Origin of the sequence: Achromobacter sp. EB05, from assembly GCF_044232075.1 — a bacterium.
Lineage (GTDB): Bacteria > Pseudomonadota > Gammaproteobacteria > Burkholderiales > Burkholderiaceae_B > Achromobacter > Achromobacter dolens.
Genome location: NZ_CP155917.1, coordinates 832,044 through 845,018 on the forward strand (window position 1 = coordinate 832,044; position 12,975 = coordinate 845,018).

Sequence of the window (12,975 nt, forward strand, 5' to 3'; positions counted from 1 at the left end):
GGGGTTCGGGTGGGGAGCGAAACCGCCGCGCAACGCGGCGGCGCCGTCCTCAATCTTCTTCGACGAAGGTCTCTTCGCGCTTCTTGCGGATCGCCGGCAGGGCCACCAGGATCACCAGGAACACCGCCACGGCCAGCAGCGAGGCCGACAGCGGACGCGTCACGAAGGTGCTGAAGTCGCCGCGCGACAGCAGCAGGGCGCGTCGGAAGTTCTCTTCCATCATGGGGCCGAGCACCAGGCCCAGCAGCAGCGGCGCGCCTTCGCACTTCAGCTTCGACCAGACATAGCCCACGATACCGAACATGGCCGTCGTGAAGATGTCGAACGAGTTGTAGTTGAGCGAGTACACACCGATGGTGCAGAACACCAGGATCGCGGGGAACAGGATGCGGTAGGGCACCTTGAGCAGCTTGACCCACAGGCCGATCAGCGGCAGGTTCAGCACCACCAGCATCAGGTTGCCGATCCACATCGAGGCGATCAGGCCCCAGAACAGCTCGGGGTGGCTCGTCATCACTTGCGGGCCGGGCTGGATGTTGTGGATCGTCATCGCGCCGACCATCAGCGCCATCACGGCGTTGCCCGGGATACCCAGGGTCAGCAGCGGGATGAACGAGGTCTGCGCGGCCGCGTTGTTGGCCGATTCCGGGCCCGCCAGGCCGGCCGGATGGCCCTTGCCGAAGCGTTCCGGATTCTTCGAGATCTTCTTTTCCAGCGTGTACGACGCGAACGACGACAGCACCGCGCCGCCGCCCGGCAGGATGCCCAGGGCCGAACCCAGGGCCGTGCCACGCAGCACGGCGGGCGCGGATTCCTTGAATTCCTGCTTGTTCGGGTACAGGGTGCCGATCTTGTCGGTGATGTCGACGCGGTTTTCCTTCTGCTCGAGGTTGGTCATGATTTCGGCGAAGCCGAACACGCCCATGGCCACGATGGCGAAGTCGATGCCGTCCTGCAGTTCCGGCACGCCGAAGTCGAAGCGGGCCACGCCCGAGTTGACGTCGGTGCCGACCATGCCCAGCAGCAGACCCAGGATGATCATCGCGATCGCCTTGGGCAGCGAGCCCGAGGCCAGCACCACGGCGCCGACCAGGCCCAGGCACATCAGCGAGAAGTACTCGGCGGGGCCGAACTTGAAGGCGACTTCAGCCAGCGGGGGCGCGAAGGCGGCCAGCAGCAGCGTGGCCACGCAACCGGCGAAGAACGAACCCAGGGCGGCGATGGCCAGCGCGGCGCCAGCACGGCCGTTGCGGGCCATCTGGTGACCGTCCAGCACGGTCACCACCGCGGACGTTTCCCCTGGCAATGCCACCAGGATGGCCGTGGTCGAACCACCGTACTGGGCGCCGTAATAGATACCCGCCAGCATGATCAGGCCGGCCACCGGCGGCAGCACGTACGTGATCGGCAGCAGCATCGCAATGGTCGGGACCGGGCCGATGCCCGGCAGCACGCCGATCAGCGTACCCAGGACGCAGCCCAGCAGCGCGTACAACAGGTTCTCGGGCGTGAACGCCACCGAGAAACCCAACATCAGGTTGTCAAACAATTCCATGACCGGTTGCTCCTCAGTTCATGCCCAGAAACGACGGCCACAGCGGGAAAATCAGCCCCAGCCCCTTGACGAACGCCAGATACGAGAACACCACCAGGAAGATGCCGTTGGCGACGGCGACCTTGAGGCTGAACTCGTGGCTGGCCAGGCTGCTGAGTACCACCAGCAGGAACACCGAGATATAGATGCCCAGCAGTTTCAGGACCAGGCCATAGACGACCACGGATCCGACCACGAGGAACACGATGCGCCAGTCGAACTTGTCGACGTGGGTTTCCTGGGCCTTCTTCGACATCGAGCCAAGCAGCACGATGGCACCCAGCAATGCGAGAACAATGCCCAGCCAGAAAGGAAAATACCCGGGGCCCATCCGGGCGGCAGTACCCATTTGGTAGCTGCTGGCTTGCCAGGCGAATCCCAGTCCAAGGGCGATGAACATCACCCCCGACCAGAAGTCCTGTCGATTGCGTAGCTGCATGATTGGTTGGCTCCTGTTTACAGCATGTAGATAAAAAGAGGTTTGTGGTCCGCCGCACTGGCAGAAAGCCATGTGACAGGCACAAAAAAGGCACGACTCGGTGCCCGGTGTTCTTCTGAAAGCTTCGGCGCGGCTTCTTGAAAGGGCGAATGGTAATGGACGCCCGCAACGATGCAAACCCTGTAAGCTAGGTGAAAGCCTGGGGTTTTCCCTAAAATTGGGGAACTCCCGATCCCCAGATGTAACGGGGCGGGCAGATTGAGGGTTGTTTGAAAGCTAAGTGAAAGTTGATAGAAAGAAATGCGAAAGCGGGGCCGCTTGATCTGCCGCTTGCCGGGCGCGAGGGACTTTTCTAGTTGTGCCTGATCGGGTATGTTGCCCGCCGCCGGCAATGCCGCCTGCATTTCCTACTGAATATTGCCGTGTTTCTCACCTTGCGTGAAGCGGCCCGATTCCCCACTGGATGGTTTACGATAGCGCCCATGCTGCAAGACCTAGACCAACTCGCCGCCCGTATTGGGCAACTGGTGCAACGCACCCGGCAACTGCATGCCGAGCGTGACGCATTGCGTATGCGCCTGAATGAAACCGAAGCCGAGCAGCGTGTGCTCAAGCAGCGCGCCGCCGAGCGTGAGGCCGACATCGCCGTGCTGCAGGGCAAGCTGCAAGACAACGACGGCGCCGTCACCGCGATGCTGGAGCAGGCGCAGAAGGCCGAAGTGGCCCTGCGCGAACAGCTCGCTCGCGAAACCGCCGAGCGCCAGTCGCTCGAGGCGCGCTTCGCGGCCCGGGAAACCGAAATGCAGGGCACCCTGCAGAGCCGCGACACCGAACTACAGCGCCTGCGTGTGGCCGCCGCCGCGGCCCGCGAGCGCATCGACGCCGTCCTGGCCCGTCTGCCGGGTGCGCCGTCCGGAGAGCAACACTGATGGAACGCGTAGACGTAACAATCCTCGGGCGTGATTATTCGCTGGCGTGTTCGGCCGAGGAAAAGCCCACGCTGTTGGCCGCCGTGCGCCACGTCGACCAGCTCATGCTGCGCATCCAGGGCACCGGCAAGGTCTCCAGCAACGAACGCATCGCCGTCATGGCTGCGCTGCAGGTCGCTGGCGAGCTGCTCGCCATGAAAGCGCCGGATGGTCCGCTGGGTGGTTTGGCGGTCGGCGACTTCAAGCGTAGAATCGAGGACATGAACGCAGTCCTCGACGACGCGCTGTCAGGGCAAGAAAAGCTGCTCTGACGTTCATAAGCGGTTTTCACCCCGTTTTTTCAAGTTTTTCAGTTTGTCCCTGCCGTGTCCGTGACCTGGCCATACATTCTCTGAACCTATGTCTTATGGCATATTGGTTGCGGGAGTGCAGAGCTGGAGCGATTGTCTCTCGTAGACGAACCCGACGCTCTTCGGAACGCGACCACCTTGAACCTCAGGGTTCGAGATGCCGGCCTTGACGGCACAGGCGGGGCATCTATCCCAGCGGACCTGCCATGAGCGCAGGTCCGCGCCGGGCGCCTCCCCCATCGTCCTCCCTCATAGGACCAGTCCATGTTGAAATCCCCCGTTTTTTCGCTGACCAAACTTGGCGCGGCGTGCGCGGCCGTGGCCGCTCTCTCGCTGGCGCAGCCTGTTTTTGCGCAGGCACCGGCGACGGCTCCCGCCACGGCGGAATCCGCCGCCAACCGGTCGCCGGAACTGACCTTGCAGGCCACTGCGTCGTCCGAGGTCAAGCAGGACACGGTGCGCATCTCGCTGTCGGCCGAGACCGAAGCGGCGGATCAGCCCACCGCCGGCAAGAAGCTGACCGAGATGCTTGACGACGTGGCCAAGCGCGCGCGCGACACCAAGGGCGTCGACGTGCGCACCGGCAGCTTCAACGTCTGGCCCAATTCCACCAGCAGCAGCAAGGGCAAGACCAGCACGACCTGGCGTGGCCAGGGCGAGATCATTCTCGAATCGAAGGATTTTGCCGCCGCCGCCGCGCTGGCCTCGAAGCTGTCCGACAAGACCGCCATTTCCAACATCAGCTTCTCGCTGTCGCGCGAGGTGCGCGAGGCCGAGGAGCGCAAGCTGCTCAAGGAAGCCGCGCAGGCCTTCAAGGATCGCGCGCTGGCCGCGGCCAACGCCTTCGGTTTTTCGGGCTACCGACTGAGCAAGCTCGAACTCGGCGGCGCCGGCGGCGTCACGCCGATGCCGCGCATGATGGGCGCCATGGCCAAGGACGCCTCCGGCGGCGCAGGCTACAGCGCGGACGTCCCCCTGGAAGCAGGGGACGTCACGGTCAGCATTTCGGTCAACGGGACGATCGTTTTGCAGTAAGCACGAACATGATGGCGCCCAGGGCGACCATCGGCAGGGACAGCCACTGTCCCATGCTCAACCCGCCCGCGAGCAGGCCCAGGAAGTTGTCCGGCTCGCGGGTGAATTCCACCAGGAAACGGAACGTTCCGTAGCCCATCAGGAATACCGCGCTCACCTGGCCCAGGGGGCGCGGCTTGCTCGAAAACCACCACATCAGCGCGAACAGCACGATGCCTTCCAGCCCCAGCTCATACAGTTGGGACGGATGGCGCGCGATGCCGTCGCCGCTGCTCGGGAACACCATCGCCCACGGCACGTCGGTGGGGCGGCCCCACAACTCGCCATTGATGAAATTGCCCAGTCGGCCAAAGCCCAGCCCCAGCGGGATCAGCGGCGCGATGAAATCGCTGACGGCGAAAAAGGGCAGGCCCTTCTTGCGGGCGAACAGCAGCATCACCAGGATCACGCCGATCAGCCCGCCGTGGAACGACATGCCGCCTTCCCACAGGTAGGCCACTTCCAGCGGATGCGCCAGGTAATAGCTCGGCTTGTAGAACAGCACATAGCCCAGCCGTCCGCCCAGCACCACGCCCAGCACGCTGTAGAAGATCAGATCCTCCAGGTCGCGCACGTTCAGCGAGGTGGTATGGCCGCGCGTGATGCGGCGCCGGCCCAGGACGTATACCAGCGCGAAGCCCACCAGGTACATCAGCCCGTACCAATGGATGGACAGGGGCCCGATCTGCAGGGCAACGGGGTCGAATTTTGGATATTGCAGCATGTTCCGCCCGACACAATGAAGTTGAATGATAATAACCGGCGAGCCCCGCGGTAGATCGGCATGCAAGCCCAGGCATGTCGGTGTATCCCGAGACTCGCCCGCGAGCGAGCTGGCTACCCACCCGGGCGCGATCGCCATGTCCGCGCCCTGACGGCCGACAGGAGACAACAGACCATGTCGCACAACGAACGTTCCCGCCACATCACGCACGGCGTCGCCCGCGCGCCCAACCGCGCCATGTATTACGCGCTGGGCTACCAGGAAGCCGACTTCGACAATCCCATGATCGGCGTGGCCAATGGCCATTCGACCATCACGCCGTGCAACAGCGGCCTGCAGCGCCTGGCCGATGCCGCCATCGAGGCCATCCGCGGCGCCAAAGCCAATCCGCAGGTGTTCGGCACGCCCACCATTTCCGATGGCATGTCCATGGGCACCGAGGGCATGAAGTACTCCCTGGTGTCGCGCGAAGTCATCGCCGACTGTATCGAGACCGCCGCGCAGGGCCAGTGGATGGACGGCGTGGTGGTCATCGGCGGCTGCGACAAGAACATGCCGGGCGGCATGATCGCCCTGGCGCGCATGAACGTGCCGGGCATCTACGTCTATGGCGGCACCATCAAGCCGGGCCGCTATCAGGGCAAGGACCTGACCATCGTCTCGGTGTTCGAAGCGGTCGGCGAATACACCATGGGGCGCATGGACGAGGCCGACTTCAAGCAGATCGAGAAATGCGCCATCCCCGGCTCGGGTTCCTGTGGCGGCATGTACACCGCCAACACCATGAGCTCTGCCTTCGAAGCCATGGGCATGAGCCTGCCGTATTCCAGCACCATGGCCAACGAGGACGAAGAGAAAGTCGTCTCGGCGGCCGAGTCCGCCCGGGTACTGGTGCAGGCCGTCAGGCGGGGGCTGCGTCCGCGCGACATCATCACGCGCGAGTCCATCGAGAACGCCGTTTCCGTCATCATGGCAACGGGCGGCTCGACCAATGCCGTGCTGCATTTCCTGGCCATCGCCCACGCCGCCGAGGTGCCCTGGACCATCGACGACTTCGAACGCATCCGCCAGCGCGTGCCAGTGCTGTGCGACCTCAAGCCGTCCGGCAAATACGTGGCGACCGACCTGCATCGCGCCGGCGGCATTCCGCAGGTCATGAAGCTGCTGCTCAACGCCGGCCTGCTACACGGCGACTGCATCACCATCACCGGCCAGACCGTAGCGCAATCGCTGGCCGACGTGCCCGATACGCCGCGCGCCGATCAGGACGTGATCATGCCGCTGGACCGCGCCCTCTATCCCCAGGGCCACCTGGCCATCCTCAAGGGCAACCTGTCGCCGGAAGGCTGCGTGGCCAAGATCACCGGCCTGAAGAACCCGGTCATCACCGGACCGGCGCGGGTCTTCGATTCCGAGGATGACGCCATGGCCGCCATCATGGCGCGCCAGATCCGTGACGGCGACGTGGTGGTGATCCGCTACGAAGGGCCGAAGGGCGGACCCGGCATGCGTGAAATGCTGGCGCCGACTTCCGCGCTGGTGGGGCAGGGCCTGGGAGAAACCGTCGGCCTCATCACCGACGGCCGCTTTTCGGGAGGCACGTGGGGCATGGTGGTGGGCCACGTGGCACCCGAGGCCTTCGTCGGCGGCCCGATCGCGCTGATCCGCGAGGGCGATTCGGTTACCATCGATGCCCACAAGCTGCTGTTGCAGCTCAATATCAGCGACGAAGAAATGGCGGCTCGTCGCCAGGCCTGGGTCCAGCCCAAGCCGCGTTATACACGCGGTGTGCTTGCCAAGTTCGGCAAGCTCGCCAGCACCGCGAGCCGTGGGGCGGTAACCGATGCATTTGATACGTAGTCTGTTGGCGGTCGCCGCCGGCCTGCTGGCCGCCGGCGCGGCCCAGGGGCAAACCACCGGCCTGGATCTGGCCAAGAGCAAGGCCTGCATGGCCTGTCACCAGGTCGACGTCAAGCGCGTCGGACCGCCGCTGGCCAGCGTGGCCGAGCGCTACGCCGGGCAGGGAGATGCCATGGTGGATTACCTGGCGGGCAAGATCCGCGGAGGCGGCCGCGGCGCCTGGGGCGCCGTGCCGATGCCGGCGCAAACCCACGTCAGCCAGGAAGACGCCCGCCTGCTGGCCGAATGGATCCTGACGCTGGCGCCGGCCAAGAAGTAGTCGTATCGTCTCTGGAAAGTTTCAGGAAAGGAATCGTCATGGCTGAACAACCCTCCCCGGGCAATGAAGTCGCCGTTCTGGGCGGCGGCTGTTTCTGGTGCGTCGAGGCGGTCTTCACCGACCTGCGAGGCGTCAAGAGCGTGCTGCCCGGCTACAGCGGCGGACACGTCGACAACCCCAGCTACGAGCAGGTCTGCGGCAAGGACACCGGCCACATCGAAGTGGCGCGCGTCGAATTCGATCCCGCCGAGCTGTCGTACAGCGACCTGCTGCGCGTCTTCTTCGCCACCCACGACCCGACCACTCCGGGGCGCCAGGGCAACGACATCGGCCCGCAGTACGAATCGGCCATCTTCTGGCAGAACGACACCCAGCGCGAGCAGGCCGAGGCCGTCATCGCCGAGGTCGAGGCGCAGAAGGTCTACGACGCGCCCATCGTGACCAAGCTGCTGGCGCCCGCGCGCTTCTGGCAGGCCGAGGACTATCACCGCGATTATTTCGCGCTGCATCCCGAGCAGGGCTATTGCCAGTTCGTGATCGCGCCCAAGGTCGCCAAGTTCCGCAAGCAGTTCCAGGATCGCCTGAAGAAATAAGGCAGGCGAAAAAAAACCTCGCGCAAGGCGAGGTTTCAAGGCCGGCGCCAGGTACGTGGGTACCGGCGCTGGCGGGGGAAGCGGTCAGTCGACGGCTTTCACCACGCCGCGGCGCATCTGGTCCAGCTCGATGGACTCGAACAGCGCCTTGAAATTGCCTTCGCCGAAACCGTCGTTGCCCTTGCGCTGGATGATCTCGAAGAAGATCGGGCCGATCTGGTTCTCGGTGAAGATCTGCAGCAGCAGGCCGCCGTCGGGGGCGCCATCCAGCAGGATGCGGTTCTTCTGCAGGCGCGCCACGTCCTCGCCATGGTTGGGCAGGCGGCGATCCAGCAGCTCGTAGTAGGTTTCCGGCGTATCCAGGAACACCACGCCGTTGGCGCGCAGCGCCTCGATCGTGCCGTAGATGTCCTCGGTGGCCATGGCGATGTGCTGGATGCCTTCGCCGCGGTACAGGTCCAGGTATTCCTGGATCTGGCCTTTCTCCTCGGTGCCTTCCTCGTTGATGGGAATGCGGATGTTGCCGCACGGCGAGGTCATGGCCTTGGACTTCACGCCCGTCACCTTGCCCTCGATGTCGAAGTAGCGCACCTCGCGGAAGTTGAACAGGCGCTCGTAGAACTCCGACCACTCGGCCATGCGGCCCTTGTGCACGTTGTGCGTCAGGTGGTCCACCAGCGTCAGCCCGGCGCCGCGGTGGTTCAGGTCGGCCTGCGCGTTCTGCGGATCCACCGGCACGAAGTCGACGTCATAGATGCTGATGTCGCCGATGCCGCCATGGCCTTCCTTGCCATTCCAGCGGTCCACCAGGTAGATCAGCGAATCGCCGATGCCCTTGATGGCGGGAATGTTCAGTTCCATCGGACCGCTGTGCGAGTCGAAACCCCACGCGCCCAGTTCCAGCGCGCGCTTGTACGCCGCGGCCGCGTCCTGCACGCGAAAGCCGATCGCACAGATCGACGGGCCGTGCAGGCGGGCGAAGCGCTGCGCGAAGGAATCGGGTTCGGCGTTGATCAGGAAATTCACGCCGCCCTGGCGGTACAGCGTCACGTCCTTGTGGCGGTGCTTGGCGATTGCCTTGAAGCCCAGCAGTTCGAACACCTTGCGCAGCGCGGCGGGGTCCGGCGCGGCATATTCGATGAATTCGAACCCGGCGGTGCCCATCGGGTTGTCCCAGGGTTGGAAAGCGCTGCTCATGAGTCTGCTCCCTTGAGTCGTTATAGAGGCGACTTGTCGTTCAAGTCTAGGATGAAGATTGTAGGGAGGAAAGGCAGGCAGACAATTGCAAACATGTCGCGAAAGGGGCAAGGTTGAGCAATAATATTGCCCAGGATAAAAAATATGGGGCTGAAAATGTCTGACATGGAGCTGGATAGGACAGATATAAGGATCCTGGCCGAATTGCAACGGGATGGCCGCCTGAGCAACCAGGAGCTGGCTGATCGCGTCTCGCTGTCCCCAAGTCCCTGCCTGCGGCGGGTGCGGCGGCTGGAAGAGAAGGGCTTCATCAAGAAGTACGTGGCGCTGATCGACGCCGAGAAGGTCGGACTGGGCCTGCTGGCCTACGTCAACATCCGCCTGAACAAGCACAGCGGCTCCAGCCACGCACCCATGAGCGATTTCGCCCGCGACGTTCAGCTCTGGCCGGAAGTGGTCGAGTGCTACGCCATGTCCGGCGACATGGACTACCTGCTGCGCATCCAGGTCGCGGACCTCGCGCACTTCTCCAAGTTCGCCATGGACACCCTGATGCGCCATCCGGCGGTGGTCGACATGCGCTCGTTCTTCGCGCTGCAGCAGATCAAGGAAACGACAGAGTTGCGGCTGTAGCGGAGCGGGATGCGTCCGTTCGTGTCTATCAGGCCTTCTATATCGGCCCCTCCATATAGGATGTCTATATATAGAGAGACCAGAGCGCGTGGCCGTGGGCGGATGTTCCCCGCCCACGGCGCCTCCTTATATAGGCCGCGATCAGGCGAAACCCTCGGCCAGGTCCACTGCACCTGGGCGTAGGGGCGAAAACGGATATGGCCCTATGGAGAACCGAGACGCCTCTATATAGAGTGGAGATGTATATCCATCTCGGCGCGCTACAGGGGTGCCGTCAGCCGCGGGGTGCTTCGCGCAGGGCTCGGGCCTGGTGATACGCATTCCATGTAGAGCAGATGGCGCAGAACGGATGGCTTTCCCATGGCAAATGCGGGGTGCGTCCCCGGAAATCATCATCTTTCTGCAAAACGAGTGTCATGCCGGCGTGACAAGCCAAAATTCTGTGCTATAGTCTCGCTCCTTCGCAGTTCACGCAGTTTTGTGAGCCGCGAAGCCAGGCAAGTGCAACGGATTTGACGCCACGGCGACGAATCTGCCGCAGGGCAGCAAGGCGGTGAGTCAGCGATGATTCTCTCGAACCGGCGGTCAGCGAATTTTGCGTAAGTCGGTGCAAATCAGGCAGAAGCCAGTTGCACGATCTGCAAAAATTGTGCTATAGTCTTGGGCTTGGCTGGTGACGGCGAATCAGGGTTTACCCGATAGGGTGGTCTGAGCAGCGTTGCAAGCCGACTGGGCGGTAACCAACCTCTGGAGCGATCCGGGGCTGCTGCAAAGTGAAGCGATTCACAGAACGGCGGGGTTGCAAGATAGGATGCAAATTAGGCAAAAGCCGGTTGCATAATCTGCAAAAGTTGTGTTATAGTTTCAGGCTTGGCAGTTACCGAAAAATTAGGGTTAACCCTGATATTTCGATAGCTGCTAAAGAGAAAGCCGGGTGCGAACCTGGTGAGACCTGAAGAGGTCGTAGGCAAGGCAGCGAAGTGAAGCAAGCAACGCTGACTTGACAAACGATAAAAACTTCTTCATAATCTCGTTTCTCTGCTGCTGACACGGCGATCGACGCGAAAGCGAAATCGCCGAAGAAAGCAGAAGATGCAGTAAGTAGTACAGAATTTGGCAGTACCGCTCTTTAACAATTAAACAGCCGATAAGTGTGGGCGCTTGATGCGAGTGCATAGTGACTGGTTTTAAAACCCGTCACAAGCACAATGAAATCAAGTGCTCACTAGAAGTGAAGTACCTTAGATGTCAAGTCTAAGCACATACCTCACTTCCTTTGAGTAGCGACGTATGACTCGGTTCTTCGGAACTAAGAAATACGAAACAAATACAGAGATTAAACTGAAGAGTTTGATCCTGGCTCAGATTGAACGCTAGCGGGATGCCTTACACATGCAAGTCGAACGGCAGCACGGACTTCGGTCTGGTGGCGAGTGGCGAACGGGTGAGTAATGTATCGGAACGTGCCCAGTAGCGGGGGATAACTACGCGAAAGCGTAGCTAATACCGCATACGCCCTACGGGGGAAAGCAGGGGATCGCAAGACCTTGCACTATTGGAGCGGCCGATATCGGATTAGCTAGTTGGTGGGGTAACGGCTCACCAAGGCGACGATCCGTAGCTGGTTTGAGAGGACGACCAGCCACACTGGGACTGAGACACGGCCCAGACTCCTACGGGAGGCAGCAGTGGGGAATTTTGGACAATGGGGGAAACCCTGATCCAGCCATCCCGCGTGTGCGATGAAGGCCTTCGGGTTGTAAAGCACTTTTGGCAGGAAAGAAACGTCGTGGGTTAATACCCCGCGAAACTGACGGTACCTGCAGAATAAGCACCGGCTAACTACGTGCCAGCAGCCGCGGTAATACGTAGGGTGCAAGCGTTAATCGGAATTACTGGGCGTAAAGCGTGCGCAGGCGGTTCGGAAAGAAAGATGTGAAATCCCAGAGCTTAACTTTGGAACTGCATTTTTAACTACCGGGCTAGAGTGTGTCAGAGGGAGGTGGAATTCCGCGTGTAGCAGTGAAATGCGTAGATATGCGGAGGAACACCGATGGCGAAGGCAGCCTCCTGGGATAACACTGACGCTCATGCACGAAAGCGTGGGGAGCAAACAGGATTAGATACCCTGGTAGTCCACGCCCTAAACGATGTCAACTAGCTGTTGGGGCCTTCGGGCCTTGGTAGCGCAGCTAACGCGTGAAGTTGACCGCCTGGGGAGTACGGTCGCAAGATTAAAACTCAAAGGAATTGACGGGGACCCGCACAAGCGGTGGATGATGTGGATTAATTCGATGCAACGCGAAAAACCTTACCTACCCTTGACATGTCTGGAATGCCGAAGAGATTTGGCAGTGCTCGCAAGAGAACCGGAACACAGGTGCTGCATGGCTGTCGTCAGCTCGTGTCGTGAGATGTTGGGTTAAGTCCCGCAACGAGCGCAACCCTTGTCATTAGTTGCTACGAAAGGGCACTCTAATGAGACTGCCGGTGACAAACCGGAGGAAGGTGGGGATGACGTCAAGTCCTCATGGCCCTTATGGGTAGGGCTTCACACGTCATACAATGGTCGGGACAGAGGGTCGCCAACCCGCGAGGGGGAGCCAATCCCAGAAACCCGATCGTAGTCCGGATCGCAGTCTGCAACTCGACTGCGTGAAGTCGGAATCGCTAGTAATCGCGGATCAGCATGTCGCGGTGAATACGTTCCCGGGTCTTGTACACACCGCCCGTCACACCATGGGAGTGGGTTTTACCAGAAGTAGTTAGCCTAACCGCAAGGGGGGCGATTACCACGGTAGGATTCATGACTGGGGTGAAGTCGTAACAAGGTAGCCGTATCGGAAGGTGCGGCTGGATCACCTCCTTTCAGAGCTTAGTGCTCGTGTTAAGCGTCCACTCTTATCGGTTGTTTGATATAGCTGGGATCGGTTGTGGGCTTGGGTAGAGGGACTCCTCCCTGTGTCCATGACTTCTGACTACTGATCCGGGAAGGTTTTGGGTCTGTAGCTCAGTCGGTTAGAGCACCGTCTTGATAAGGCGGGGGTCGTTGGTTCGAATCCAACCAGACCCACCAAGTATTCGCAGGTAGAGATGCCGTGGATATGGGGGTGTAGCTCAGCTGGGAGAGCGCCTGCTTTGCAAGCAGGATGTCATCGGTTCGATCCCGTTCACCTCCACCAAGACCTGCGCCTGGTGGGATGTAGAGGCTAACTCATAGCGTCGTGCGGATAATATCTGCCCGGTCTTATGAGTTGGGTTTT

The 12,975-nt window shown here is 61.4% G+C and carries 12 protein-coding genes, 2 tRNA genes, 1 rRNA gene and 1 other RNA gene; 11 read left to right on the forward strand and 5 right to left on the reverse strand.

Annotation, left to right across the window (positions count from 1 at the left end):
- Positions 1–49: 49 nt before the first annotated feature.
- From AAID08_RS03900 to AAID08_RS03910, 3 genes are read right to left on the reverse strand one after another with little or no spacing between them, the layout of a single operon-like run.
- Positions 50–1,555, reverse strand: coding sequence for a tripartite tricarboxylate transporter permease (locus AAID08_RS03900; RefSeq protein WP_054503535.1), 1,506 nt, complete (start codon positions 1,553–1,555; stop codon positions 50–52).
- Positions 1,556–1,568: 13 nt separating this feature from the next.
- On the reverse strand, positions 1,569–2,033 hold the full coding sequence (locus AAID08_RS03905) for a tripartite tricarboxylate transporter TctB family protein (protein WP_049071356.1): 465 nt from the start codon (positions 2,031–2,033) through the stop codon (positions 1,569–1,571).
- Between the two features lie 17 nt (positions 2,034–2,050).
- Entirely contained in the window at positions 2,051–2,437 is a 387-nt protein-coding gene (locus tag AAID08_RS03910) for a hypothetical protein (protein ID WP_156330784.1), read from the reverse strand.
- 78 nt (positions 2,438–2,515) lie between these two features.
- Here AAID08_RS03910 and AAID08_RS03915 point away from each other — a divergent pair, with 78 nt between their 5' ends.
- From AAID08_RS03915 to AAID08_RS03930, 4 genes are all read left to right on the forward strand, one after another.
- Entirely contained in the window at positions 2,516–2,962 is a 447-nt protein-coding gene (locus AAID08_RS03915; protein ID WP_081273659.1) for a hypothetical protein, read from the forward strand.
- Positions 2,962–3,273, forward strand: coding sequence for a cell division protein ZapA (locus AAID08_RS03920; protein WP_006388757.1), 312 nt, complete (start codon positions 2,962–2,964; stop codon positions 3,271–3,273). Before AAID08_RS03915 ends, AAID08_RS03920 begins: the two co-directional genes overlap by 1 nt.
- Before the next feature lie 43 nt (positions 3,274–3,316).
- A non-coding RNA gene (gene ssrS, locus AAID08_RS03925) (6S RNA) lies at positions 3,317–3,501 on the forward strand.
- 75 nt (positions 3,502–3,576) lie between these two features.
- Positions 3,577–4,347, forward strand: a complete 771-nt coding sequence (locus AAID08_RS03930; protein WP_395757372.1) for an SIMPL domain-containing protein — start codon at positions 3,577–3,579, stop codon at positions 4,345–4,347.
- Here AAID08_RS03930 and lgt read toward each other — a convergent pair.
- A complete protein-coding gene (gene lgt / locus AAID08_RS03935) occupies positions 4,322–5,110 on the reverse strand; it encodes a prolipoprotein diacylglyceryl transferase (RefSeq protein ID WP_049071361.1) in 789 nt (262 codons plus the stop codon). The two genes, AAID08_RS03930 and lgt, sit on opposite strands and share 26 nt — an antisense overlap.
- Before the next feature lie 174 nt (positions 5,111–5,284).
- On the opposite strand from lgt, the gene ilvD reads away from it, so the two are divergent.
- The 3 genes from ilvD to msrA are packed head-to-tail and all read left to right on the forward strand — an operon-like array spanning position 5,285 to position 7,882.
- The gene (gene ilvD / locus AAID08_RS03940) at positions 5,285–6,970 is read left to right on the forward strand and encodes a dihydroxy-acid dehydratase (RefSeq protein ID WP_144657049.1); all 1,686 of its coding nucleotides are present in this window, start codon (positions 5,285–5,287) and stop codon (positions 6,968–6,970) included.
- The gene (locus tag AAID08_RS03945) at positions 6,954–7,289 is read left to right on the forward strand and encodes a c-type cytochrome (protein ID WP_054503554.1); all 336 of its coding nucleotides are present in this window, start codon (positions 6,954–6,956) and stop codon (positions 7,287–7,289) included. Before ilvD ends, AAID08_RS03945 begins: the two co-directional genes overlap by 17 nt.
- Positions 7,290–7,327: 38 nt before the next feature.
- Positions 7,328–7,882 carry a peptide-methionine (S)-S-oxide reductase MsrA gene (gene msrA / locus AAID08_RS03950; RefSeq protein WP_054432677.1) on the forward strand — a complete coding sequence of 185 codons (555 nt, stop codon included), beginning with the start codon at positions 7,328–7,330 and terminating at the stop codon, positions 7,880–7,882.
- An 84-nt stretch (positions 7,883–7,966) separates the two neighbouring features.
- Here the strand turns inward: msrA and hppD are convergent, their stop codons facing one another.
- Positions 7,967–9,079: a 4-hydroxyphenylpyruvate dioxygenase gene (hppD, locus tag AAID08_RS03955; protein ID WP_049071368.1), complete on the reverse strand. Its 1,113-nt coding sequence runs from the start codon at positions 9,077–9,079 to the stop codon at positions 7,967–7,969.
- A 156-nt stretch (positions 9,080–9,235) separates the two neighbouring features.
- On the opposite strand from hppD, the gene AAID08_RS03960 reads away from it, so the two are divergent.
- From AAID08_RS03960 to AAID08_RS03975, 4 genes are all read left to right on the forward strand, one after another.
- Positions 9,236–9,712: an Lrp/AsnC family transcriptional regulator gene (locus AAID08_RS03960; protein ID WP_054503555.1), complete on the forward strand. Its 477-nt coding sequence runs from the start codon at positions 9,236–9,238 to the stop codon at positions 9,710–9,712.
- A gap of 1,338 nt (positions 9,713–11,050) precedes the next feature.
- Positions 11,051–12,581 (forward strand): 16S ribosomal RNA (locus AAID08_RS03965).
- A gap of 130 nt (positions 12,582–12,711) precedes the next feature.
- A tRNA-Ile gene (locus tag AAID08_RS03970) sits at positions 12,712–12,788 on the forward strand.
- A 30-nt stretch (positions 12,789–12,818) separates the two neighbouring features.
- Positions 12,819–12,894 (forward strand) — tRNA-Ala (locus AAID08_RS03975).
- The last annotated feature ends 81 nt before the right edge of the window (positions 12,895–12,975 follow it).